The sequence below is a fragment of the Corynebacterium humireducens NBRC 106098 = DSM 45392 genome (assembly GCF_000819445.1).
Classification (GTDB): Bacteria; Actinomycetota; Actinomycetes; order Mycobacteriales; family Mycobacteriaceae; genus Corynebacterium; species Corynebacterium humireducens.
The window spans coordinates 2563018-2586518 of record NZ_CP005286.1; the positions used below are offsets into that span (position 1 = coordinate 2563018).

Annotated in this window: 20 protein-coding genes and 3 rRNA genes; 7 read left to right on the forward strand and 16 right to left on the reverse strand. The window is 64.9% G+C overall.

What is annotated here, in order from left to right:
- Positions 1 to 35: 35 nt before the first annotated feature.
- Positions 36 to 1394, reverse strand: coding sequence for an MFS transporter (locus B842_RS12430; RefSeq protein ID WP_245631378.1), 1359 nt, complete (start codon positions 1392 to 1394; stop codon positions 36 to 38).
- Positions 1395 to 1842: 448 nt separating this feature from the next.
- Between B842_RS12430 and B842_RS12435 the strand changes: the two genes are divergently transcribed.
- Positions 1843 to 2442 (forward strand): superoxide dismutase, encoded by a 600-nt coding sequence (locus B842_RS12435; protein ID WP_040086990.1) that lies wholly within the window; start codon positions 1843 to 1845, stop codon positions 2440 to 2442.
- Between the two features lie 66 nt (positions 2443 to 2508).
- On the opposite strand, the gene B842_RS12440 is transcribed toward B842_RS12435, so the two are convergent.
- The gene (locus B842_RS12440; RefSeq protein WP_040086991.1) at positions 2509 to 3402 is read right to left on the reverse strand and encodes a LysR family transcriptional regulator; all 894 of its coding nucleotides are present in this window, start codon (positions 3400 to 3402) and stop codon (positions 2509 to 2511) included.
- 70 nt (positions 3403 to 3472) lie between these two features.
- Here B842_RS12440 and B842_RS12445 point away from each other — a divergent pair, with 70 nt between their 5' ends.
- A complete protein-coding gene (locus B842_RS12445) occupies positions 3473 to 4663 on the forward strand; it encodes an MFS transporter (protein ID WP_040086992.1) in 1191 nt (396 codons plus the stop codon).
- A gap of 19 nt (positions 4664 to 4682) precedes the next feature.
- Here the strand turns inward: B842_RS12445 and B842_RS12450 are convergent, their stop codons facing one another.
- Positions 4683 to 6101 (reverse strand): TM0106 family RecB-like putative nuclease, encoded by a 1419-nt coding sequence (locus tag B842_RS12450; protein ID WP_428839106.1) that lies wholly within the window; start codon positions 6099 to 6101, stop codon positions 4683 to 4685.
- 181 nt (positions 6102 to 6282) lie between these two features.
- Here B842_RS12450 and B842_RS12455 point away from each other — a divergent pair, with 181 nt between their 5' ends.
- Both B842_RS12455 and B842_RS12460 read left to right on the forward strand, forming a co-directional pair.
- The gene (locus B842_RS12455) at positions 6283 to 6918 is read left to right on the forward strand and encodes a DUF6474 family protein (protein WP_040086995.1); all 636 of its coding nucleotides are present in this window, start codon (positions 6283 to 6285) and stop codon (positions 6916 to 6918) included.
- Positions 6919 to 7111: 193 nt separating this feature from the next.
- A complete protein-coding gene (locus tag B842_RS12460) occupies positions 7112 to 7465 on the forward strand; it encodes a histone-like nucleoid-structuring protein Lsr2 (protein WP_040086997.1) in 354 nt (117 codons plus the stop codon).
- Between the two features lie 13 nt (positions 7466 to 7478).
- Here B842_RS12460 and B842_RS12465 read toward each other — a convergent pair whose 3' ends face one another.
- Both B842_RS12465 and B842_RS12470 read right to left on the reverse strand, forming a co-directional pair.
- Complete coding sequence (locus tag B842_RS12465; RefSeq protein WP_040086999.1) at positions 7479 to 8117, reverse strand: LuxR C-terminal-related transcriptional regulator; 639 nt, start codon at positions 8115 to 8117, stop codon at positions 7479 to 7481.
- A gap of 7 nt (positions 8118 to 8124) precedes the next feature.
- A complete protein-coding gene (locus B842_RS12470) occupies positions 8125 to 9408 on the reverse strand; it encodes a sensor histidine kinase (protein ID WP_052437947.1) in 1284 nt (427 codons plus the stop codon).
- Here B842_RS12470 and B842_RS12475 point away from each other — a divergent pair.
- On the forward strand, positions 9407 to 10012 hold the full coding sequence (locus tag B842_RS12475; protein ID WP_040087001.1) for a DUF2020 domain-containing protein: 606 nt from the start codon (positions 9407 to 9409) through the stop codon (positions 10010 to 10012). The two genes, B842_RS12470 and B842_RS12475, sit on opposite strands and share 2 nt — an antisense overlap.
- 1 nt (position 10013) lies before the next feature.
- Here B842_RS12475 and B842_RS13785 read toward each other — a convergent pair whose 3' ends face one another.
- Positions 10014 to 10166: a hypothetical protein gene (locus B842_RS13785; RefSeq protein WP_040087003.1), complete on the reverse strand. Its 153-nt coding sequence runs from the start codon at positions 10164 to 10166 to the stop codon at positions 10014 to 10016.
- Positions 10167 to 10973: a class E sortase gene (locus tag B842_RS12485; RefSeq protein WP_040087005.1), complete on the reverse strand. Its 807-nt coding sequence runs from the start codon at positions 10971 to 10973 to the stop codon at positions 10167 to 10169.
- 102 nt (positions 10974 to 11075) lie between these two features.
- Between B842_RS12485 and yidC the strand changes: the two genes are divergently transcribed.
- A complete protein-coding gene (yidC, locus tag B842_RS12490) occupies positions 11076 to 12296 on the forward strand; it encodes a membrane protein insertase YidC (RefSeq protein ID WP_040087741.1) in 1221 nt (406 codons plus the stop codon).
- Here yidC and B842_RS12495 read toward each other — a convergent pair.
- The 4 genes from B842_RS12495 to B842_RS13870 form a co-directional block, all read right to left on the reverse strand.
- Positions 12223 to 12855, reverse strand: a complete 633-nt coding sequence (locus tag B842_RS12495) for a TetR/AcrR family transcriptional regulator (protein ID WP_040087007.1) — start codon at positions 12853 to 12855, stop codon at positions 12223 to 12225. The genes yidC and B842_RS12495 overlap by 74 nt on opposite strands.
- Positions 12856 to 12999: 144 nt before the next feature.
- The gene (locus tag B842_RS12500) at positions 13000 to 13269 is read right to left on the reverse strand and encodes a GlsB/YeaQ/YmgE family stress response membrane protein (RefSeq protein ID WP_040087009.1); all 270 of its coding nucleotides are present in this window, start codon (positions 13267 to 13269) and stop codon (positions 13000 to 13002) included.
- Between the two features lie 230 nt (positions 13270 to 13499).
- The gene (locus B842_RS12505; protein WP_040087011.1) at positions 13500 to 14396 is read right to left on the reverse strand and encodes a universal stress protein; all 897 of its coding nucleotides are present in this window, start codon (positions 14394 to 14396) and stop codon (positions 13500 to 13502) included.
- Positions 14397 to 14534: 138 nt separating this feature from the next.
- Complete coding sequence (locus B842_RS13870; RefSeq protein WP_169744865.1) at positions 14535 to 14681, reverse strand: hypothetical protein; 147 nt, start codon at positions 14679 to 14681, stop codon at positions 14535 to 14537.
- Here B842_RS13870 and B842_RS12510 point away from each other — a divergent pair.
- Positions 14617 to 15681, forward strand: a complete 1065-nt coding sequence (locus B842_RS12510; RefSeq protein ID WP_082028468.1) for a pseudouridine synthase — start codon at positions 14617 to 14619, stop codon at positions 15679 to 15681. The two genes, B842_RS13870 and B842_RS12510, sit on opposite strands and share 65 nt — an antisense overlap.
- 74 nt (positions 15682 to 15755) lie before the next feature.
- Here the strand turns inward: B842_RS12510 and B842_RS12515 are convergent, their stop codons facing one another.
- The 5 genes from B842_RS12515 to B842_RS12535 all read right to left on the reverse strand — a co-directional run bounded on the left by B842_RS12515 (position 15756) and on the right by B842_RS12535 (position 23090).
- Positions 15756 to 16178 (reverse strand): hypothetical protein, encoded by a 423-nt coding sequence (locus B842_RS12515; protein ID WP_040087015.1) that lies wholly within the window; start codon positions 16176 to 16178, stop codon positions 15756 to 15758.
- 3 nt (positions 16179 to 16181) lie between these two features.
- On the reverse strand, positions 16182 to 17495 hold the full coding sequence (locus B842_RS12520) for an ISL3 family transposase (RefSeq protein ID WP_040085205.1): 1314 nt from the start codon (positions 17493 to 17495) through the stop codon (positions 16182 to 16184).
- Positions 17496 to 17801: 306 nt separating this feature from the next.
- Positions 17802 to 17919, reverse strand: a 5S ribosomal RNA gene (gene rrf, locus B842_RS12525).
- A gap of 148 nt (positions 17920 to 18067) precedes the next feature.
- A 23S ribosomal RNA gene (locus B842_RS12530) occupies positions 18068 to 21143 on the reverse strand.
- 424 nt (positions 21144 to 21567) lie between these two features.
- Positions 21568 to 23090, reverse strand: a 16S ribosomal RNA gene (locus tag B842_RS12535).
- The 16S, 23S and 5S rRNA genes sit together here, the layout of an rRNA operon.
- Positions 23091 to 23501 lie beyond the last annotated feature (411 nt).

Genomic DNA, 23501 nt, shown 5'->3' on the forward strand with positions numbered 1-23501 from the left:
GGGACGGCGTCGGCGGTGGGAACTACCTGGTGGGGTTACTTGTTGTCGCGCGGCGGGACGAACGCGGTGGCGACGGCACCGATGACGGTGGCGACGGCGAACACCAGGAAGGCGTCCGAGGCGCCGAGGCCGAGGGCGATGATGAAGCCACCCATGGCCGGGCCGGCGATTCCGCCGAGGCGACCGAAGCCGGCGGCCCAGGACATGCCGGCCTGACGGGCGCGGGTCGGGTAGTAGTTCGAGGTCATGCCGTAGACGAGGATCTGGGTACCGGTGACGCCCAGGCCGGTGAGGGCGATGGCGGTGTACATCAGCGGGGCGGCGGTGAGGTACGGCATGGCGAACATGCAGGCGGAGGCGATGAGGAAGGTGGTGATGATGACCGGCTTCGGGCCGATGACGTCGGCGATCTTGGCGGCGGCCAGGGCACCGAGGGCGGCACCTGCGTTGAGGGCGACGAGGGAGTAGAGCGAGCCGTCGGAGGACATGCCGTTGATCTGCATGATCTGCGGGAGCCAGGTGTTGAGGCCGTAGGTGGCCATGATGGCCATGAAGCTCATGAGGCCGATCATGAGGGTGCCGAGCAGGAAGTGGCGGGAGAAGATGGCGGCCAGGCCGATCTTCTGCTTCTTCACGACGGCGCCGTCGTGGTCCAGCTTCACGATCTCGTCACGGGTGAACTGCTCCTCCGGGAAGTCGTACTTGCGGCAGATCTCGCGGGCACGGTCGGTGCGGCCCATGGCGGTGAGCCAGCGCGGGGACTCCGGCAGCAGGAACCAGGCGAGCGGCAGGAGGATGAGGATCGGGGAGGCGCCGATGAGGAAGAGGCCACGCCAGGAGATGGCGTCCTCGAACCAGAGGGCGGAGAAGGAGGCGATGACGCCGCCGAAGGGGATGCCGGCGTAGCCGATCGCGTTGAACATGTTCTTGCGGTGTGCCGGGGCGAACTCGGCGATGACCGCGCCACCGCCGGCGGTGATGACGCCGAGGGCCAGGCCGGTGAAGAAGCGGGTGGCGCCGAAGAAGGCGATGCTGGTGGAGAAGGCGGACATCGCCATGCCGACGGAGAACCACGCCAGTGCCGCGAGCATCATCTTGCGGCGTCCGATGCGGTCACCGATCGCGCCGGCGCCGAGGGCACCGAAGAGGATGCCGATCATGGTGTAGGAGCCGAGGGTGCCGGCGACGGCCGGGGCGAGGTGGCCGATGTGGTGCGGCTCCGCGAGGAGCGTCGGCAGGACGGCGCCGTAGATGACGATGTCGTAGCCGTCGAACACCATCGTGAGGAACATGACGGCGACGACGCCGAGAACGGACATCTTGTGTTGGTTGGACTTCCAGCCGGGGGCGGCGGTCGTCATGCGCGGTAGGGCGGCGGGGGCTTTCACGGACATGGTGTCACTCCTTGGGTGAGATCTGGGGTGTGGCGTGACCCTCACCACAGATCGCTATGGCCTGGCTCACATTGATGGAGGATTTATAACAAGGATTCGACCCACCCGGAACACCTTCCGTGGGGAACTACCCACGTCGGCATTGTTGTGACCTTCCCCCTTTGAGTGCGATGACCTGCGGATTCATCCTTTAATTCAGTTAATGCGGGCTAACTGTAAAGTTTGCAACAGGGGGTGATCACAAGTCACACCAAAGGCCTCCGGGGTCCGGTCGCGCCTCATCGCCGAAAGCCACGGAAACGCACTTCCCCCTCCCGGAAGCGGCATTCATTCAATTCCGCAACACTAACGTTGCCGAAATCAAAGATTCGCCTATCATGGTGGCAACGCGCCATCCGCCGGTACAGTCGGAAGGCGCACCCCGTTTAACGACAGGAAAGAGAACAACATGGCTGTTTACACCCTTCCGGAGCTCGACTACGCCTACGACGCCCTCGAGCCGCACATCGCCGCCGAGATCATGGAGCTGCACCACTCCAAGCACCACGCCGCCTACGTCGCCGGCGCCAACGCCGCCCTCGAGGCCCTCGAGGCCGAGCGCGACGGCGAGGCCAACCCGGACAAGATCCGCGCCCTGTCCAAGAACCTGGCCTTCAACCTCGGTGGCCACGCCAACCACTCCATCTTCTGGAAGAACCTCTCCCCGAACGGCGGCGGCGAGCCGACCGGCGAGCTGGCTGAGGCCATCAACCGCGACTTCGGCTCCTTCGACAAGTTCAAGGCGCACTTCACCGGTGCCGCCATGGGCCTGCAGGGCTCCGGCTGGGCCGTCCTCGGCTTCGACCACGTCGCTGACCGCCTCATCATCCAGCAGCTGACCGACCAGCAGGGCAACATCTCCGTGAACTTCACCCCGCTGCTCATGCTGGACATGTGGGAGCACGCCTTCTACCTCCAGTACAAGAACGTCAAGGCCGACTACGTCAAGGCCGTCTGGAACGTCTTCAACTGGGACGACGTCGCAGAGCGCTACGCCTCCGCGAAGTAACCCCCGCTTCTCGACGCCGCCGCACCCCGGGACACCCCGGGCTGCGGCGGTGTCGCCTTTTCTGCGCTACCTCCCCATGACGAAACGCCGGAACTGGTCCACCGGCGGCGCCTCCTGCGCCCCGGCGCGCCACACCATCCCCAGCTCCCGGTGGGCGGGCGGGTCCAGCGGGCGCAGCACGATGCTGCGGGGCGCGAGGTAGGGGTCGTCGAGGGGCAGCAGCGCCACACCCAGCCCCGCAGAGACCAGCCCCGCGACGGTGGTGAGCTCCATCGACTCGAACACCAGGTGCGGGCTGAACCCGAGCTCCCCCGTGAGGCGGTCGAGCAGCATGCGGGTGCCGTAGCCCGGGAGCATCCCGATGAAGGGCTCCTCCACCGCCTCCCGCAGGCTGACCGGCCCCTCCCCGGCCAGGCGGTGCCCCTCCGGGACGGCGAGCGCCAGGCGCTGCAACTCGAGTTCGTCCCACGCCAGCACGGCGTCCGCCCCGACGGACTCGCCCGGGCGGGGACCGACGAGGGCGATGTCGGCGGCGTCGGCAAGCACGCGGTCGATGAGGACCCGCGCCGCCCCCTGGTGGAGCTGGACGTCGACGTGCGGGTGCAGCGCGCGGTAGTCGCGGAGCAGGTCCGGGACCATCCACGTGCCCAGGGAGTGCATGAAGTCGAGGCGCACCGTGCCGCGCTCCGGGTCCATGAGACGTGCGACCTTCGTGCGGCCCTCCGCGAGTTCGCGCAACCCGGCGCGGGCGTGAGGCAGGTAGGCGCGGCCCCGGCCGTTGAGCACGAGACGGCGGCCCACGCGGTCGAAGAGGTCGGCCCCGACGGCCTCCTCCACCCGGCGGACGCGGCGGGTGAGCGTCGGCTGCGGGATGCCCAGGGCGGCGGCCGACTCCGTGAGGTGCCCGATCTCGGCGACGGCGATGAATCCGCGCAGGTCGGAGGTCGTGAGAGTGCTCATGCGCTAACCGTATCAATATGCGTCAATCCGCACATTTTACACATGATCCCCGGTGGGCCACGATGGGCACATGAGCCCAGGCCTGACCCGCACCGACCGCAACTACCGGCGAGCCGTCCTCGCCATGCTCGCCGCCGGCCTGGCCACCTTCAACGCCCTCTACGCCACGCAGGCGCTGCTGCCGACCCTCGTCGAGGACCTCGGCATCACCCCCACCGAGGCCGCCCTCACCGTCTCCGCGACGACCGGCCTGCTGGCGGTGTGCATCGTGCCGATGTCGATCCTCTCGGAACGCTTCGGCCGCGGCCGCCTGCTCGTCATCTCCGCCCTGACCGCCACCGCCCTGGGTCTCCTGCTGCCCCTCGCACCCGACGCCCCCACCCTCATCGCGCTGCGCGCCCTGCAGGGCATCGCCATCGCCGGCGTGCCCGCCGTCGCCATGACCTGGCTCGCCGAGGAACTCGACCCCGCCGCCCTGGGCCGCGCCATGGGCATCTACGTCGCCGGCACCACCGTCGGCGGACTCACCGGCCGCCTCATCCCGGCCGGCCTGCTGGAGATCGTCGACTGGCGGGCGGCCCTCGTCGTCAGCTCGCTCGTGGCGCTGGGCATGGCGGTCCTCATGACCGTCCTCCTGCCCCGCCAGCGCCGCTTCACCCCCAAACGGATCGGTCTGCGGACCGAACTCGCCGCCATGCTCGAGCACCTGCGCAACCCCCGGCTGGTCGGCCTGTTCGTCATCGCGTTCGTCGGCATGGGCGTGTTCGTGTCGCTGTACAACTTCTTCGGCTTCCGCATGATCGACCACTTCGGGCTCTCCCCCGCGCTGGTCGGCCTGGTGTTCCTCATGTACCTCTCCGGCACGTGGAGCTCCGCCCGCGCCGGCGCGCTGACCGACAAGTACGGCCGCGGCCGGGTGCTCATCGCCGGTGCCGCGCTCATGTTCCTCGGCCTGCTGGCCACGATGTCCGGCTGGCTGCCCGGCGCGCTCACCGGCCTGTTCCTGTTCACGGCGTCGTTCTTCGCCATGCACTCCACCGCCTCCAGCTGGATCGGCCTGGCCGCCACCAGCCACCGCGCGGAGGCGTCGAGCATGTACCTGTTCTCCTACTACGCCGGCTCCTCGCTGGTGGGCGCGGCCACGGGCGTGGTCTTCGCCCTGACCACCTGGTCCGGGTTCATCCTCGTCCTCGCAGCGCTCCTGCTGCTCGTCGTGGCCACGGCGCTGGTGCTGGGACGCGCGGAGGTGCGCGTGGCGTAGCTGCCCCGGCCGGGTACGGCTAGAGCCGCTCCACGCCCGGCGCGCCCGCCCGCAGCCAGTGCCGCACCGCGGCCGTCGCGCGGCAGTCGTCCTCGTTGTAGCGCAGCAGCTGACGCCGGGCCTCCAGGGCCGCCGTGTCCGATCCCCGGGAGATCCGGCGGGCGTTGACGGACTCCTCGCCGTCGAAGTCACCGTCCTCCCACGTGTAGCCCGCCTCCGGGGCCACCACCTTGAGGCCCAGCCCACCCGGGCCGGCCAGCTGCGCGCGGACCAGGCGGAACACGTCCACCCACTCCGGGGAGGAGATGAAGGCCCGGACCTCGGCCTCGGTGGGCACCCTGACGGGACCGAAGGTACGCCCCGCGAAACGCCGCGCGCTCATGAGCAGCCAGTGGTTCTCGCCGTGGTTGGACCAGCAGTAGGCCGCGAAGCTCTGCCCCGCGGCGTGGGCCCGCTCCCGGCGTTCCATGAGCCAGTGCCAGAAGCGGGCGAAGTTCTCGGCCTCCCCGTCCCCGCCGAGCGGCACCCACGTGGCGAAGGGCTGGTAGTTCTCCCCGTCGAAGGCACCCCACAGGTAGGCGCCCTGGTCGAGGTAGGCCTCCATGTCGACGTCGATCTCCACGTCCGTCGCCGGTGCCGTCACCTCGTCGACCTTCCGCAGCAGCACGACGCCGTCGCGCCAGGCCTGCGCCAGGCGGCTGGCGTCGCCGAGGTCGGCCTCGATGAGCCCGCCGACGGTGTCGATGCCCTCGTCGCGGTACTTCCTCGCCCGGTCACCGGCGAGGTAGAGGGAGATGTCGTCGACGGCGACCAGCTGCTCCTCGCACAGGGGCCAGAAACGGCAGGTCGCGCACTCCTTCACGCGGCGCGGGAAGTCCGGCAGCTCCGCGGTCAGCGCGGCGTCGAGGGCCGGCTGCAGCGGGGCGGTCGGCGTGAGGAAGGCACGGGAACGGTCTTGACCGATGGCGGCGCCGACCCCGGAGTCGACGCCGATATCCTCCAGCGCGCGGGCCGCGAGGCCGAGGCGGTAGCCGTCGGTGACGTGGTGACGCAGCCGGTAGCGGGCCTCCACCGCCTGCCCGAGGCCGAGGCGGGCGGTGGCGATGACCGGGGTGGAGCTGCCGTCGTCGGCACGCGCCACCCGGTGGTTGCTGATGATCACCGGCATGTACGTGTCGTCCGGCCGCCGGACCAGCAGATCGACGTCGACACGCCAGTCCACGCCGGACGAGGTGCCCATGAACACGGCGCCGGTGATGAGGTCCGCCTGCGCCGCCAGGGCCTCGAGGGTGGCCATCTCCGCGTGGAAGGAGTCGTCCTCGAGGGGGACCGGGGGGACGTCGACACGCAGGAAACGCTGACGGTCACCGCGGGCGGGGCGCACCGGAAGCAGGGCGTGGACGGCGGCGCGGGCGGCCTCGACGCGTTCCTGCCGCATCCGGGCCGCGCGGGTCCGCGGCACCTCCGGATGCCTGAGCTTCTGGACCTGCCGGTAGCGGCAACCCACCAGATCAGCGGCGCTCACAGGCTGGGCAATCACAATGGCGTGAGCATAACCCACCCTGACAGGTAATGTTGAACCCGACCACGAACTTCCGGAAAGACTGAGGCTAATCCACATGGGCATTTTCGAGGCCATCCGTAAGGGCCGCGCTAAGACGAAGGCAGAGATCCAGGCCGCGAAGGTCCGTGCCAGGAGCGAGGCCAAGCAGGAGGCGAAGCTGCAGCTGAAGCGTGAACAGCTGCTGCAGAAGTTCGAGAAGGACCTTCTCAAGGAGGAGCGCAAGGGCCTCAAGGCGAAGCGGAAGCACGAGCGCCGCATGGCGGAGAACACCCTCGAGCAGCTGCGCGCCGGCCGCCTCAATGCAGCCACCTTCAAGCGTTACGCCGGACTCGCCCGCGTCGCCCTGCCGGTCATGCTGCCCCTCATCTACCGGGCGGTCACCGCCGGCCGCGAGCAGGTCGTGGACGCCCGCGCCCGCAAGCTCGGCGTCAGCGCCGATGAACTGGCCCGTTTCTCCGGCCACGGCGCCGACCTGAAGGCACGTATCGACGGCATCAGCCGCACCCTCAACCGGGACCACCTGCCCACCGGTTTCATCCGTGACGTGGAGGACCGCCTCGCCGAGCTCCACACCGCGACCGACAACGCGGAGTTCATGACCCCGGAGCAGCGGCGCCGCGCCCACGCCACCATCTCCCGTGACATCGACGCCGTGACCCAGGAGATCCAGGAGCGTCTGCGCCGCCCCTAGGGTCATTTCCCCCGCAAAAATACCGCCGCCAATACGCCCCTGTAAGCGTATCGACGGCGGTTTACATTTCCCATGTGAATCACTATTGGGCAATATGCATTCAGGGTACCCATAAAGTGCCCCGAAACGTTACTATGTGAATGACCGCTTAAACGGATAGTGGCTTTATCCCCACAAAAGGAGAGACATTCCCATGGCCCGTCGCGAAATCACCCAGTACTTTGATGACCTCGACAATTCCCCCCTCGAGGACTCGGAGGTGAATATCATTCATTTCAGCGTGGACGGCAGCCACTACACCCTCGATCTCTCGGAGGAGAACGCCGCCGCTTTCCGGGCCGCACTTGATCCGTGGATCGCCGTCGCCCAGGTGGCCCAGGCCCCGCAGAAGAGCCCGGCCCGCGCCTCCTCCGCGTCCACCGCAGCCCAGCGTGAGAGGTCCCGCGCCATCCGAGAGTGGGCCCGTGCGAACGGCATGGACGTCTCCGACCGCGGCAAGATCGCCGCGTCCGTCCTCGAGGCCTACGAGAAGGCCCAGGGCAGGTAGCCCCCGGGGAAGGTCAGAGCACGCCCTGCTCGCGTGCGGCCGCCACGGCGGAGGTCCGCGAGCGCACACCCAGCTTGTCGTAGATGTGGACGAGGTGGGACTTCACCGTCGCCTCCGAGAGCATGAGCTCGTGGCCGATCTCCCGGTTCGAGGAACCGGCGGCGACGAGGGTGAGCACCTCCAGCTCACGGGGGGTGAGCGAGGTACGCGGGGTACGCACACGCGTCATGAGGCGGTCCGCGACCACCGGCGACAGCGCCGAGTCACCCTCCGCGGCGGAACGCACCGCGGCGAGCAGCTCCGCCGGCGGGGCGTCCTTGAGCATGTAGCCGACGGCCCCGGCCTCGATGGCGCCGAGGATGTCGGCGTCGGTGTCATAGTTGGTCACCACGAGCACGTGCGGCGGGTTGGACATGGACGCCTTGATGCGGGCGGTCGCCTCGGCACCGGTGGTCACCCGGGTGCCCTCGACGCCGGGTCCGAAGCGCAGGTCCATGAGCAGCACGTCGATGCCGCCCGCCTGGGCGGCGGCGACGGCCGCGTCCGCGGTCGCCACCTCGCCGACGACCTCGATGTCCTCGGCCTCCTCGAGCACGGCTCGCAGTCCCATACGGACGATCTCATGATCATCGGCCAGCAGCACACGGATCATGACGGCATCAGGCCCCTTCCTCGTTCGACGTTTCTGGTTCGAGTGTAGTCGTCTCCGCGGCGTCCTCCGGAAGGGGGATTGCCACGGACACCGCGGTGCCGTATCCGGGCGTCGCCTCCACCTCGAGCACACCGCCCTGTTCGGCGGCGCGCTGCCGCATGGCGTCGAGGCCGACGTGCCCCAGCCCGGCGGGGCGTTCCTGCACCGTCGCGGGGTCGAATCCCCGCCCGTTGTCCACGACGTCGAGGCGTACCTCGTCCGGCTCGTAGGTCACGGTCACGCGGCACCGGCTCGCCGCCGCATGCTTCGCGACGTTGCCCACCGCCCCCTGCGCGATACGCAGCAGGGCGGCCTCGGTCCGCATGGGCAGCTGCCGCACGGCCCCCTCCACGCCGACGTCGATGGTCAGCTCGCCGGCGGCGGCGAAGCCGGCGGCCATCCGCTCGAGCGCGGCCTCCAGCGAGGTCTCCTGCAGGGAGGCGGGCGTGAGGGCGGCGATCATGGCGCGGGCCTCGCTGAGGTTGTCCCGAGCGGTGGTGCGCGCCAGGTCGATGAACCGGGTGGGGCCGGCCAGCTGCTCCGGGGAGAGGCCGAGCTTCTCCAGGTCCCGGTCGGCGGAGTGCAGCAGCATCTGGATGCTCGACAGCCCCTGCGCGACGGTGTCGTGGATCTCGTGGGCGAGGCGCTGGCGTTCCGCGGCGACGCCGGCGGCGCGTTCGGTCTCCGCGAGCTGGGTGCGGGTGTTGATGAGCTGGGCGATCAGCTCCTCACGTTCCCGGCTGATGCGGATCAGCGTGCGGAACGCGTAGTGGATCGCCAGGACCACTCCCGCGGACACGGCCGGCCCCATGACGCCGCCGACGGTCAGCCCGTTGGGCACCTGCGTGAACACCGACGCGAGTGTCGCGGCAATGACGGCGACCACGCCGCGGATGTCGTCCATCACCCGGAGGTAGAGGAAGAACAGGGTGAACACGAGGTAGATGCCCACCGGCGAGATCATCATTGCCAGCACCCACAGCATCGTCAGGCTGAACAGCCACGCCAGGGCGGTGGGTTCCCGCCACTCGGGCAGCAGGGCGGTGCCGTAGAAGTAGAGCACCGCGAAACCCGAACCGAGCAGCAGGTTGAGGGCCGCCTCGCCGAAGGGCAGGTTCACCGAGGACACGAGCGCCGCGATCAGCAGCACCGTCGTGAGGATGTGCACACCGTCGATGAGCGCGTCCTCGTCGGGGGCCCGGGTGCGCCGGAGCTCCTCCACGTCGTCGAGGGGATCTAGGCTGGTCTCCATGCGTCTGAGCCTACCGAGCGTCCTGCCCGTCGCCCTCCTCACCGCACTCACCGCGGCGCTGGCGGGCTGTTCCCCGTCGGAGAGCCCCGAGTCGACCCCGCGTGCCGACGCCCCCGGGATCACTGAGGCCCCCGAGACCGCCGAGGTCACCGACTCCGGCCTGCCCCACGACGCCCTGCCGGAAGTCCCCGGCGGGCGGGACAGCTGGGAGGAGTGCCCGTACCTGGACACCGAGTGGGTCTCGGACACGAACGGGCAGCGGACCCTGGGGGTGGGCGTCGACACGCGTTTCGACACCCCGGCCTGCGTCTTCTGGTCCTACCCCGAGGAACCGCACCTGACGGTCATCGTCCGGGACATGGCCGACGTCGACGCAGCCATCGCCGTCGTGGACTGGGCCGCACCGATCGACACGACGGAACCCGCGGAGGACCCCGCGGGCTGGTCCGGGGGCCGGGCGGGCGCGGGCATGGTGCCGGACCGGGTGGGCTCCGTGTACGCGGTGCAGAAGGACGACCGGGCCGTGGTGGTGTTCAGCAACCAGGATCAGTCGGTCAAGGCGGAACTGGTCGCTACGGAGGTCATCTCACGCCTGGGGCTCTAGATCACACGGCCACGTCGTTGTAGGGCATGAGCGTGGACACCCACGGGAACACGACCTCCATGAGCAGGAGGAACACCGCCACGACGAGCGCCACGACCAGCAGGAGCTTCACCGGCCAGGGGCCCGGCAGGGCCCGCCACAGTGGTCCGTACATCTACTTCTCCTCCAGTACTGCCGGACGCTGCCCGGCGATCTTCGGGGTCGACTCGACCTCGATGGCGTGGACGATCATGCGCTCGGCGTTCGAGAACTGCGGGTGGCACGTGGTCAGGGTGATGAGCGACTCCATCGACTCGTCGACCTGGGTCGCCGCGAGACCCGGCACCGGGTTGATCACCTCGACGGCGCCCGGCAGGGTGATGTGCCGGCCCTGCACCCCGGCGTACTCGCCGGTGGTGATCCGCTCGACCTGCTCGGGGGTGAGGCAGCCGGTGGCCTCCGCGCGGCGGGCGTCCCCGACGGCGTCGATGGGCAGGACACGGTAGGTGATCCACTCGGTCTGCGTCTCGACGACCACCGCGTCACACACCTTCAGGTTCCCCAGGTCGTTGAACGGGGCGCCCTTGCCCACGCGGTGCCCGGCGACGGCGAAGTTGCCCGGCTCCCCCGGCATCTGCGTGTCGACGTACCGGCCCGGCCCCGCGTTGAGGTCCTCGTCGGAGGTGCCCTCGACGATGGCGAACTGGAAGTCCGAGCCGAACGCCGGCACGTACATGCGGGCGAAGGCCTCACCGAGTTCCGGGGTCAGCCGCTGCCGCGGGTTGACCCGCTCCCCGTCGCCGCCCCAGCGCGCCTCCAGGGCGGAGGCCTTCTCGTCCTGCAGTTTCCCCGCCGCGATGTTGGTCCAGTAGGACTCGTAGAAGGCGAAGAGCATGACGATCACGCCCGCGGTGAGCAGCAGTTCCCCGAGGACCTGGGAGACGCTCACACGTCGCCGGGGATTGTCGGTGCGGTTGCTCATGCGGGATAGACTCCTGGGAACGATACGATCGTCAAAGACTCACTGCAGTCTAGCGCCGAATGCATTTCTGCTGAATCCACTGAAGGTCAGGTGTCGCCCACCGTGCTCGAACCGTTCATCTACCCCGTCTCAGGGGTCCTGAAGCTCTGGCACATACTGCTGCACTCGGTGCTCGGGATCAACGACTCGACCGCCTGGATCATCTCCCTCTTCGGACTGGTGCTCACGGTCCGCCTCTTCCTCGTGCCCTTCTTCTGGGCGCAGGCGAAGACGGCCCGCATCTCGACGGCCATGCGCCCCGAGCAGATGGCCCTCAAGGATGAGTACGCCACCCGCACCGACAGGGAGTCGGTCGCGGAGCAGATGCGGCGCGAGAAGGAACTGAAGGAACGCTACGGGCACAAGGTGTCCGCCGGCTGCGTCCCGGCGCTCATCCAGCTGCCTGTGTTCCTCGGCCTGTACCAGGTGCTCATCCGCATCGCCCGCCCCACCGACGAGCTGGCGGTGGCGGCCGACACCCGCGTCGGCTTCCTCAACGCGGAGGAGATCAAGGCGTTCCTGCGTGCCACGGTCAACGACGTCCCCCTGCCCGCCTACATCTCCATGCCCGAGGAGACCCTCGCCCGCCTGGGCACCACCGCCGGCGACGTGCGTTCCTTCGTGCTCCCCTACCTGCTGGCTGCGGTGGTGTTCACCAGCGTGAACATGGCGGTGTCGATCTGGCGCAACCAGCAGACCCTCGACTGGGAGTCGGGGATGGCGCGCGGCATGCACCGCGTCATCATCATCCTCGCGGTGCTCGTGCCGTTCCTGCTGTTCTGGATCGCGTTCACCGGCCCCCTGCCGGTGGCGATCGTCCTCTACTGGTTCGCCAACAACCTGTGGACCATGGTGCAGACCCTCATCATGTACCCGATCCTCCACCGTCAGATCCCGCTCGACGAGTCCTTCCACGAGCTGCACCGGCAGGGCCGGGAGAAGGCCCGGGCGGCGGCGCGTGAGGCGCGGCAGGTGAAGTGGGACGCGCGGCGTCGGAAAGCAGTGGGCGCCGTGCAGCCGTGGCGGATCCCCGAGATCAGCCGCGAACTGAAGGCCGAGAAGGCCGAACGTCGCGAGCGGCTGGCGGCGGAGAAGGCGGAGCGGAAGGCGCTCGAGAAGGAGCGTCAGCAGGCCCGCAGCGCCCTGCAGCGGGAGGAGACGAACGCCCGCGTCGAGCGGTGGAGGGCGAAGCTGGAGGCGCGGAAGAACGCTAGATCGAGTAGTCCGCCGGAGGAGCCGACAGCATCTGACGGGCCAGATCACGGGCCGTCTGCAGCGGAGTGACCTCCCGGGCGAAGCGCGCGCCCGCCAGGCCGCCGTCGAGGAAGATGAGCAGCTGGTTCGCCTGCGTGGCGGAGGGGTAGCCGTTCTTCGCGGTGAGCAGGTCCGTCATCGTCTGGTGCATCCAGCGGCGGTGCTCCCGGCAGGCGGCGACGATGCCGTGCTCGGACTCGGTCTCCGGGCGCGGGTACTCGTTGGCGGCGTTCTGGAAGTGGGAGCCGCGGAACTCCTTGCCCGGCTCCTCCGCGATGGCGAGGTCGAAGAAGGCGAGGATCTTGTCCTCGGCGTCCGTCATCCCCTTCGTCCGCTCCTCCCAGGCCGTCCGGTACTGCTCGTCGAGGTTCTCCAGGTAGGAGATGACCAGGGCGTCCTTCGAGCCGAAGAGGGAGTACAGGGACGCCTTGGCGACGTCCGCCTCCCGCAGGATCCGGTCGATGCCGATGACCCGGATGCCCTCCGTGGTGAACAGGTTGGTCGCCGAGTCGAGCAGTCGCTGACGCGGGCTCGGTCGGTTGCGACGCCGCGCGGTCGTCGTCTTCTTCCTCACTGTTCCTGCGGACACGTGGGTACCGGTTCCTTTCCGGGATCGTTCGGGACTACCTCTCCCACACAATATAGACAAACCGGTACGTCTTTTGACAGTCGCCCTGCATACGGGCATGAAAAAACCCGCCCCGAGGGGCGGGTTCATGCGGGGACCCGCAGGCTAGCTCCGGCTGCGACCGGTCACCATGTTGACGATGGTCAGCAGGATCACCGCACCGAGCAGACAGGTGAGGAAGCTGAAGATCAGGCCTCCGCCGGCCACGTCGACCCCCAGGAGGCTGAGGAGGAAGCCACCGAGTAGACCGCCGACCACACCGACGACGATGTTGAGCAGGAGACCCTGCTGGGCGTCCGTGCCCTTGATCTTGGAGGCGATCCAACCGGCCAGGCCGCCGATGATGATCCAACCGAGAATTCCGAGTCCGAGCATTGTGTTCTCCTTTGGTCCGTGCAGTTACCTGCCATTCATGCGTATGTGAACATGTCTAGTCTGTCACGACACCGGCGCGACCGCACGGGGCAAAGCAAAAAGTAACGGGATCGTTGCAGAAATGAACACAGATGTTGACCGCCGGGAATCCCACATAAAACAACTACCGGAAATGACAGATCCCCCGTGCCGGTCCGGGACCGGCACGGGGGAACGTCGACGGGCAGAGGTTAGAGCGACTCGGGTCGCACCACCATCATCGGGCACGGCGCCGACTGCAGCAGCGCACGCGAGGTCGAACCGAGCAGCATGCCCTTGAAGCCGCCACGACCGTGGGAACCCACGACGAGGAGCTGCGCACCCTCGGAGTTCTCCACCAGGGCCCGCACCGGACGGTCACGCGTGATCACCTTGCGCACCTGGACGTCCGGGTACTTCTCGGTCATCGGCGCGAGACGCTCGGCCAGCATGTCGATCTGCTCACGCTCGACCTCCTCCCACTGCTGCTGGGCGGCGGACAGGCCGGCCAGCGAGGCCTGGACCTGCATGTCCATCCAGGTGTGGACGGCGACCAGCTCCGCACCGCGGGCGTGGGCCTCGGCGAAGGCGATCTCGGTGGCCTTCTGGGAGACGTCGGAACCGTCGACACCGATGACGACCGGGCCGTACTTGGTGGACTCGTCGACGGTGTTGTCCTCGCGCACGACCACGACCGGGCAGGAGGCGTGGGAGACGACGGCCGCGGAGACCGAACCCATCACCATGCCGGACAGACCACCCAGGCCACGCGAGCCCATGACGATCATGGTGACGTCACGGGACATGTCGAGCAGCATGTCGATCGGGGAGCCCTCGGCGATGGTGTGGCCGATCTTCAGCTCCGGCGCGACCTCGTGGGCGATGGCACGGGCCTCGTCGATCTTCTCCATGGTCTCGGACTGCAGGTCGTCGAAAAGCTCCTGCGGCGGGACCATGCCTTCCGCGTAGAGGAACTGCGGCATCGTGTACGACGATGCCAGCCGCAGCGGGATGCCCCGCTTGTTGGCAGTGTTGGCTGCCCAACGGACCGCGTTGTGGGAGGCCGGGGAGCCGTCAACTGCTACAACGACGATATCTTCCTGAGTCATCTCGTGCGCCCTTTCCTTCGTGAGGATCAGATTATGAGTATCACAAATTATTGTACCGGTTGATGACAGGTTTGAGTCAGATGTTACAACCAGTTGACCTGGCGCCCGCAGGGCAGGATAGGCTGCTCTAAGCTGCGTTTACGCCGGGATGTCGATGGGTCGTGCGGCATCCGAGTTCGCCGGGTACAGCAGGCTGTAGATGACCTTTGCGATATCGAGCATGACCGCTCCGATACCCTCAGAGGAAAAAGCGATGGCCGGGTTAAGGATTGCGTCGAAGTTCATGTCTGACAGAGTAGTACAGCCTCCCCGCGGACAACGGTCACCACTTCCGGTCCGCGACGGACTCACCGCCACCCGCGCCCGCCTCCCCGAGGACGCCGCGCCGATGACCGCCGGCGAATGGGTCGGCCACCTCATCGCCACCCAACGTCACCGTCACCCGCGTGACGACGCCCGCGCGCTCCGGCAGCGTTTCGAGGACGGCCTCGTCGTCGACCGCCGCGGAGTGGCCTTCGGCTTCGAGGACCCCGTCGCCCCCGGGCAGGACGTGTTCTTCTACCGCCTGCCGGCCCCCGAGCCCGAGGTCCCCTACGAGATCGGCATCCTCCACCGCGACCGGGACCTGCTCGTGGCCGACAAGCCACCCTTCCTGGCAACCATGCCCCGCGGGAAGCACATCACCGAGACACTCACCGTCCGCCTGCGCCGGGCGCTGGATCTTCCCGAGCTCACCCCGGCCCACCGCCTCGACCGCCTCACCTCCGGCCTGCTCCTGTGCACACTGCGTCGCGACGTCCGCGGCGCCTACCAGCAGCTCTTCGCCTCCCGCGCCGTGACCAAGACCTACGAGGCGATCGCCGTCCACGACCCGGCCCTCCAGCCGGGCACCGTGTGGCGTTCCCGCATGATCAAGGTCCCCGGCGAGATCCAGGGCCACATCGTCCCCGGGGAACCCAACGCCACCACCACACTTGTCGACGTCATCCCCCTCACCCCCGAGGAACAGGCCACACTCGAATCCGTCCACGGCCCCTGCCCACCCCTGGCGCACTACGTCCTGCAGCCGGAGACCGGCCGCACCCACCAGCTGCGCCTGCACATGTGGGAGGCCGGCGTCCCGATCCTCGGCGACGACATCTACCCACGGATCCACACCGAGGATGAGGAGGACTTCCGACGCCCCCTGCACCTGGTGTCCACCGGACTCTCCTTCGTAGACCCGCTCAGCGGCGAGGGCCGAACCTTCACGGCACCGCGCCGGCTGCTGCCGGTGCAGTACTGACCCGGGCCACAAGGAGGCACCCCGGGCCAGAAGGCACGGGGTGCGGATGGACGGGGTTCAGACGGGGCGGACTATCACTGCTTCCAGGCGACGAAAACGTAGAGGTAGTTGCCCTCCTCCTTGACTTCCACGCCAAGGCCAGGATTACCGGTGACCGGCTTCTGGCCCGAGGGGTCGACGAAGATGTCGGCGCTGGCCTTCGGGACCCTGTGGATGCCCGCAAAGTATCCCGGCTTGGCCGGCAGATCTGCCCATCGGCAGTCGCCACAACGGCTCCGCTTGGTCCACTTCTGGGCGGAGAGGTCAACCTGGAGGAACTGCTTCAGGTAGTTGTTCAACGCCGGGTCGTAGGGGTTCCAACCCAGATACTGGTAGTAGTTGAGCGTGTCCTGCTTGAACTTCGCCACGTCAAAGCCCGGGACCGGAGGCGGATCAGGCTGAGGCTGCGGCGCGCCCCCGGAGGAGCCCTGGGAGGTCAGGTCAAAGAGGCTCTTCACGATTTAGAGTGCGTTGATCCGGTTGTGTATCTGGCCGGAGTGGATCAGTGACCGCAAGATGTAGTGGTTGAGATTCCTGAACCCCAGAGCAATCCCGCGTAGATGCTCAAGCCGTCCGTTGATCGCCTCGACCGGACCGTTGGACGCCCCGATATCGAAGTACGCCAGGACATCTTCCCGCCGACGCCACAGGGTTCTCCCGAGTTGAGCCAGCTCCTCCAGACCTTTCGGCAAGCCTTTGCGCAGGGTGTTGATGATCCGGTCCATCAACTTCTTGCCCTCCGACTTCTTCGGATGCCCGTACGCCTGGATCACGTCCTGATAGAACATCCACGTCACCTCCAGGGCCACGTAGTCGTCATCGGTGGCCCACAGCATGTCCAGTCGCTGTTTCTGCCGCTCGGTGAGGTAGTCCGTCCTGGTCAGTAGCGTGCGACGGTGCTTGTACAGCGGATCGTCCTTGCGGCCCCGGCGTCCGGTGGTCTCTCGTTGGAGCCGTTGCCGGCATCCGGTGAGCTTGTCAGCTGCCAGATGGACCACGTGAAAGGGATCCATGACCTTGGTGGCGCCCGGGAGGACCTGGTCGACAGCGCTGGCGTAGCCGGTGAACCCGTCCATGGTCACGACCTGCACCTGCTCCCGGAAGCCAGGGTCGCGTTCCTGCAGCCACGTGCGCAGCACGTCTGCGCTGCGGCCTGGGCGGATATCCAGTAGTCGGGCCGGCCCACGTCCGTCGACCAGCGGGGTGAGGTCGACCAGGATCGTCACCAGGTTGGACGGCTGGCCTGGCTTTCGGGTGTGCTTCCAGACATGTTCGTCCACACCGAGGATCCGGACTCCATCGAGGTGGGAAGCATCGTCGTAGACGAGCTGGCGGCAGGCATCCAGTGCGACCTGGTTGACCAGCTCCCACCCGACGCCCAGCGCTGTGGCGGTCGCAGCCACGCTCATCCGGTCAATCGCTAGTCGCTGGAGGACCCAGCGGGTGACGCGGTGGGTGAGCTTGGATCGGTCATCCGCGCAGGCCAGTGAAGCCTGGAAGATCTTGCGGGGACAGGACGCCATCGTGCACAGGAATCTGGGGACGCGCACATGCAGGCGGGTGGGGAACCCCACCACCGGCAGGTCGACCAGAGTCCGGACCACGTGATCACGTTTCGTCCCGGGGTGTCCGCACTCGGGACAGGTGGTGGCCACGGCCACCGGGGTGGCGTCGATGATGGTGATGTTGCCGGCGTCAGCGGCTCCGGTGATGGTCAGGCCGATTTCTGCCGTGCGGCAGATGGTGTCGGCGACGAGGTTGCCACTAGGCTGCACAGTAGGGTCCTGGTTCGGTCAGATGGAAGCTTCGCAACTCTCATCTTGTACCGGCCAGGACCTCTACATGTTGTGCCACCCCGAACCCCACCCCGTGGTCAGCTACGCATTCCAAATCGTGAAGAGCCAATAAAAGCCAACCTACATGCAGAAACAGCTATGCGATCACTGGTAGCCGGTCTTCCCGACGCCGGCTGCGGGGTCGGCAGTTTCTGGAATCACAAAAAGGGTGGGTGGCCCCGGGCTGGAACTGTTGTTCCTGTCCCGGGGCCACCCACCCTCATATTCAGTTGTTCAATTTTTTAGCGTCGGCGGCAACCTACTCTCCCACACCCTCCCGAGTGCAGTACCATCAGCGCGGGCAGGCTTAGCTTCCGGGTTCGGAATGGGACCGGGCGTTTCCCTGCCGCTATCAACCACCGACACACCCACAGGACAACCACCACCACAGGTGGGGGTCCCGGTGACGGGCGTGTTGTGTCAGACACTGCATAGTGGACGCGAGCAAACCATGTGTTGCTATGTGTTGTTACGTTGCGTTGCACACACCCCACCACGAAGGGGGGTAAAGTTTGTGTGTTTTTGTCGGTCAATTAGTACCGGTCACCTCCACACCTCACAGTGCTACCAGATCCGGCCTATCAACCCCATCATCTATGGGGAACCTCAAAAGAAACCTCATCTCGAAACAGGCTTCCCGCTTAGATGCTTTCAGCGGTTATCCCTTCCGTACGTAGCCAACCAGCCCTGCTCCTGGCGGAACAACTGGCACACCAGAGGTACGTCCGTCCCGGTCCTCTCGTACTAGGGACAGCCTTCCACAAGTTTCAACGCGCGCGGCGGATAGAGACCGAACTGTCTCACGACGTTCTAAACCCAGCTCGCGTACCGCTTTAATGGGCGAACAGCCCAACCCTTGGGACCTACTCCAGCCCCAGGATGCGACGAGCCGACATCGAGGTGCCAAACCATCCCGTCGATATGGACTCTTGGGGAAGATCAGCCTGTTATCCCCGGGGTACCTTTTATCCGTTGAGCGACACCACATCCACAAGTTGGTGCCGGATCACTAGTCCCGACTTTCGTCCCTGCTCGAGCTGTCACTCTCACAGTCAAGCTCCCTTGTGCACTTACACTCACCACCTGATTGCCAACCAGGCTGAGGGAACCTTTGGGCGCCTCCGTTACATTTTAGGAGGCAACCGCCCCAGTTAAACTACCCACCAGGCACTGTCCCCAACCCAGATCATGGGCCAAGGTTCAGGTGTCCAATCCGATCAGAGTGGTATTTCAACAACGACTCCCACACAACTGGCGTCATGTGATCCAAGTCTCCCACCTATCCTACACAAACCGAACCGAACACCAATACCAAGCTATAGTGAAGGTCCCGGGGTCTTTTCGTCCTGCCGCGCGTAACGAGCATCTTTACTCGTACTGCAATTTCACCGGGCCTGTGGTTGAGACAGCAGGGAAGTCGTTACGCCATTCGTGCAGGTCGGAACTTACCCGACAAGGAATTTCGCTACCTTAGGATGGTTATAGTTACCACCGCCGTTTACTGGGGCTTAAATTCTCCGCTTCGCAACCCGAAGGTCGCTAACAGGTCCTCTTAACCTTCCAGCACCGGGCAGGCGTCAGTCCGTATACCTCAACTTCATCGTTTTCGCACGGACCTGTGTTTTTAATAAACAGTCGCTTCCCTCTATTCTCTGCGACCACCACCAGCTCCACATGCAAGATGCTTCACCAGTGACGGCCCCCCTTCTCCCGAAGTTACGGGGGCATTTTGCCGAGTTCCTTAACCACAGTTCACCCGAACGCCTTAGTATTCTCTACCTGACTACCTGTGTCGGTTTGGGGTACGGGCCATGTATGTACATCGCTAGAGGCTTTTCTCGACAGCACGGGATCACCGACATCACCCACAACGGGCTACGCATCACGTCTCACACATCATGAGGGGCGGATTTGCCTGTCCCCTCGTGCTACACGCTTACACCACAATCCAATAAGTGGCACGGCTACCCCACTGCGTCACCCCATCACTTGGCTACTACCAGATTAGGCCCCACGCACGCGCCAGGTGGAGACGTCAAAGACGACTCCACGAGGTTTGTGGGTGGTTAGTATCACTGATTCACCACGGGCGCACATACACGGGTACGGGAATATCAACCCGTTGTCCATCGACTACGCCTGTCGGCCTCGCCTTAGGTCCCGACTCACCCTGGGAAGACGAACTTGACCCAGGAACCCTTAGTCATCCGGCGGGCAAGATTCTCACTTGCCAATTCGTTACTCATGCCTGCATTCTCACTCGCACACACTCCACAGCCCCTCACGGTACTGCTTCACAGCATGCACGACGCTCCCCTACCCAAAAACAATTGTTTTTGCCGCGGCTTCGGCGGTGTACTTGAGCCCCATTACATTGTCGGCGCAGAACCACTCGACCAGTGAGCTATTACGCACTCTTTCAAGGATGGCTGCTTCTAAGCCAACCTCCTGGCTGTCTTCGCGATCCCACATCCTTTTCCACTTAGTACACCCTTAGGGGCCTTAGCCGGCGATCTGGGCTGTTTCCCTCTCGACTATGAAGCTTATCCCCCACAGTCTCACTGCTGCGCTAACTTGACCGGCATTCGGAGTTTGGCTGACATTGCTAAGATTGTGGTCCCGCTCAACCAACCAGTAGCTCTACCTCCAGCAAGCAACACGCAACGCTGCACCTAAATGCATTTCGGGGAGAACCAGCTATCACGGAGTTTGATTGGCCTTTCACCCCTACCCACAGCTCATCCCCTCAGTTTTCAACCTAAGTGGGTTCGCGCCTCCACGACGTCTTACCATCGCTTCACACTGGCCATGGGTAGATCACCCCGCTTCGGGTCCAGGACATGCCACTGCTTCACCCTCGTTAGGATTCGCTTTCGCTACGACTACCCCTCACGGGTTAACCTCGCGACATGCCGCTGACTCGCAGGCTCATTCTTCCAAAGGCACGCCATCACACACAAGAGGTGCTCTGACGGATTGTAGGCACACGGTTTCAGGTACTATTTCACTCCCCTCCCGGGGTACTTTTCACCATTCCCTCACGGTACTATCCGCTATCGGTCACACTGGGTATTTAGGCTTACCGGGTGGTCCCGGCAGATTCACAGCAGATTTCACGGGCCCGCTGCTACTCGGGAACAACATCACGCACAGCCCCTGGTCTTCACGTACGGGACTCTCACCCTCTTCGGCGGGCCTTCCCAGACCACTTCCGCTAACCACGACACCACACGCCCGGGGGTGACAGCCCCCGGGAAGATGCATCCCACAACACCGCATGCGCAACCCCTGTCAGGTATCACACACACACGGTTTAGCCTCCTCCGCGTTCGCTCGCCACTACTAACGGAATCATTGTTATTTTCTCCTCCTACGGGTACTGAGATGTTTCACTTCCCCGCGTCAACCTCCACCACGACTATGAATTCATCGTGGGGTGACCACCCATCACGGTGGCCGGGTTTCCCCATTCGGACATCCTCGGATCAACGCTCTATTGGCAACTCCCCGAGGCTTAACGCAGCCTTACACGTCCTTCATCGGCCCAGCATGCCAAGGCATCCACCATGTGCCCTTACACAAACACACAACAACCACACCCTAACGAAAAAAGGCGCAGCTGGTGAACTACAACTTGAACAAACAACCACACACCACCCAACCCCCAAAAGGAGCCAGGGATGTGCGGCACACAAAAAATAAAGATGCTCGCGTCCACTATACAGTTCTCACACAACACACCACCCACCCCCACCACCAGCACGAGGACATCAACGTCCCCCACCAGCAGGCGGGAAGAATAGGTGATCACCGGAAACAACCATGTTGTCCCAGACACCCAACAGCGTGCCAACATACCCACATGTTCATGATCAAGTCCTGGTCGTGTGCACCGCTACGGTGCGCGTCCACCCGATTACATTGTGGCCGGCGGGTCAACACTCGTGACCACCAACCGACCGACGCCACCGACGACAACTGTCAGACGTGGACTTTCAAAAAAGCTCCTTAGAAAGGAGGTGATCCAGCCGCACCTTCCGGTACGGCTACCTTGTTACGACTTCGTCCCAATCGCCGATCCCACCTTCGACAGCTCCCTCCACAAGGGTTGGGCCACTGGCTTCGGGTGTTACCAACTTTCATGACGTGACGGGCGGTGTGTACAAGGCCCGGGAACGTATTCACCGCAGCGTTGCTGATCTGCGATTACTAGCGACTCCGACTTCATGGGGTCGAGTTGCAGACCCCAATCCGAACTGAGGCCGGCTTTCAGCGATTAGCTCCACCTCACGGTGTGGCGACGCGTTGTACCGACCATTGTAGCATGTGTGAAGCCCTGGACATAAGGGGCATGATGATTTGACGTCATCCCCACCTTCCTCCGAGTTGACCCCGGCAGTCTCTCATGAGTCCCCACCATCACGTGCTGGCAACATAAGACAAGGGTTGCGCTCGTTGCGGGACTTAACCCAACATCTCACGACACGAGCTGACGACAACCATGCACCACCTGTACACCAGCCACAAGGGAAGGACCATCTCTGGCCCGGTCCGGTGTATGTCAAGCCCAGGTAAGGTTCTTCGCGTTGCATCGAATTAATCCACATGCTCCGCCGCTTGTGCGGGCCCCCGTCAATTCCTTTGAGTTTTAGCCTTGCGGCCGTACTCCCCAGGCGGGGCGCTTAATGCGTTAGCTACGGCACAGAAGTCGTGGAAGACCCCTACACCTAGCGCCCACCGTTTACGGCATGGACTACCAGGGTATCTAATCCTGTTCGCTACCCATGCTTTCGCTCCTCAGCGTCAGTTACTGCCCAGAGACCTGCCTTCGCCATCGGTGTTCCTCCTGATATCTGCGCATTTCACCGCTACACCAGGAATTCCAGTCTCCCCTACAGCACTCAAGTATTGCCCGTATCGCCTGCACGCCCGAGGTTAAGCCCCGGAATTTCACAGACGACGCGACAAACCACCTACGAGCTCTTTACGCCCAGTAATTCCGGACAACGCTCGCACCCTACGTATTACCGCGGCTGCTGGCACGTAGTTAGCCGGTGCTTCTTATACAGGTACCGTCACCAAAAGGCTTCGTCCCTGTCGAAAGAGGTTTACAACCCGAAGGCCGTCATCCCCCACGCGGCGTCGCTGCATCAGGCTTCCGCCCATTGTGCAATATTCCCCACTGCTGCCTCCCGTAGGAGTCTGGGCCGTATCTCAGTCCCAATGTGGCCGTCCACCCTCTCAGGCCGGCTACCCGTCGACGCCTTGGTAGGCCATTACCCCACCAACAAGCTGATAGGCCGCGGGCTCATCCCACACCGAAAAATCTTTCCACCCCCCACACTAAAGGAGGGTCCTATCCGGTATTAGACCCAGTTTCCCAGGCTTATCCCGAAGTGCAGGGCAGATCACCCACGTGTTACTCACCCGTTCGCCACTCGAGTACCCCAGCAAGCTGGGGCCTTTCCGTTCGACTTGCATGTGTTAAGCACGCCGCCAGCGTTCGTCCTGAGCCAGGATCAAACTCTCCACAAAAACTTCTATCAGAAGAATCAGGCAGGAAAGCCCAAACCCAACCAAAAACAAACAACCAGCACACCACCACCCCACAACGAGGCGATGATGAAAATGATTGTCCAAAATGATGATTCACAAACACCCCCACCACCAACCACCAAAGGCTGGTACCGGGGACATGTCCGCAACCCGGCCCCCACCACTTCGACGAGGAAGAAGAAGGAGGCCGGAAAAAATTCACGGCCATGATCATGCCTGCACCACAACAACTCACACCACACAACATGGTGGTGCGCATTATTTCCAGTGGCACCCTGTCATAGAAAAGGTACCACCCGGCACACACCCACCAACCCGAACATCATACGCCCGAGGCTGGCCGGCACACACAACCAATAGACCACAAACAAAAGTACATTGGCACACTAT

What these genes read in the sequence shown, in the direction of transcription:
- B842_RS12430 (WP_245631378.1), bottom strand. Translation starts at nt 1,394, where the DNA reads ATGTCCGTGAAAGCCCCCGCCGCCCTACCGCGCATGACGACCGCCGCC.
- B842_RS12435 (WP_040086990.1), top strand. Translation starts at nt 1,843, where the DNA reads ATGGCTGTTTACACCCTTCCGGAGCTCGACTACGCCTACGACGCCCTC.
- B842_RS12440 (WP_040086991.1), bottom strand. Translation starts at nt 3,402, where the DNA reads ATGAGCACTCTCACGACCTCCGACCTGCGCGGATTCATCGCCGTCGCC.
- B842_RS12445 (WP_040086992.1), top strand. Translation starts at nt 3,473, where the DNA reads ATGAGCCCAGGCCTGACCCGCACCGACCGCAACTACCGGCGAGCCGTC.
- B842_RS12450 (WP_428839106.1), bottom strand. Translation starts at nt 6,101, where the DNA reads ATGCGGCAGGAACGCGTCGAGGCCGCCCGCGCCGCCGTCCACGCCCTG.
- B842_RS12455 (WP_040086995.1), top strand. Translation starts at nt 6,283, where the DNA reads ATGGGCATTTTCGAGGCCATCCGTAAGGGCCGCGCTAAGACGAAGGCA.
- B842_RS12460 (WP_040086997.1), top strand. Translation starts at nt 7,112, where the DNA reads ATGGCCCGTCGCGAAATCACCCAGTACTTTGATGACCTCGACAATTCC.
- B842_RS12465 (WP_040086999.1), bottom strand. Translation starts at nt 8,117, where the DNA reads ATGATCCGTGTGCTGCTGGCCGATGATCATGAGATCGTCCGTATGGGA.
- B842_RS12475 (WP_040087001.1), top strand. Translation starts at nt 9,407, where the DNA reads ATGCGTCTGAGCCTACCGAGCGTCCTGCCCGTCGCCCTCCTCACCGCA.
- B842_RS12470 (WP_052437947.1), bottom strand. Translation starts at nt 9,408, where the DNA reads ATGGAGACCAGCCTAGATCCCCTCGACGACGTGGAGGAGCTCCGGCGC.
- B842_RS13785 (WP_040087003.1), bottom strand. Translation starts at nt 10,166, where the DNA reads ATGTACGGACCACTGTGGCGGGCCCTGCCGGGCCCCTGGCCGGTGAAG.
- B842_RS12485 (WP_040087005.1), bottom strand. Translation starts at nt 10,973, where the DNA reads ATGAGCAACCGCACCGACAATCCCCGGCGACGTGTGAGCGTCTCCCAG.
- B842_RS12500 (WP_040087009.1), bottom strand. Translation starts at nt 13,269, where the DNA reads ATGCTCGGACTCGGAATTCTCGGTTGGATCATCATCGGCGGCCTGGCC.
- B842_RS12505 (WP_040087011.1), bottom strand. Translation starts at nt 14,396, where the DNA reads ATGACTCAGGAAGATATCGTCGTTGTAGCAGTTGACGGCTCCCCGGCC.
- B842_RS12510 (WP_082028468.1), top strand. Translation starts at nt 14,617, where the DNA reads ATGACCGCTCCGATACCCTCAGAGGAAAAAGCGATGGCCGGGTTAAGG.
- B842_RS13870 (WP_169744865.1), bottom strand. Translation starts at nt 14,681, where the DNA reads ATGAACTTCGACGCAATCCTTAACCCGGCCATCGCTTTTTCCTCTGAG.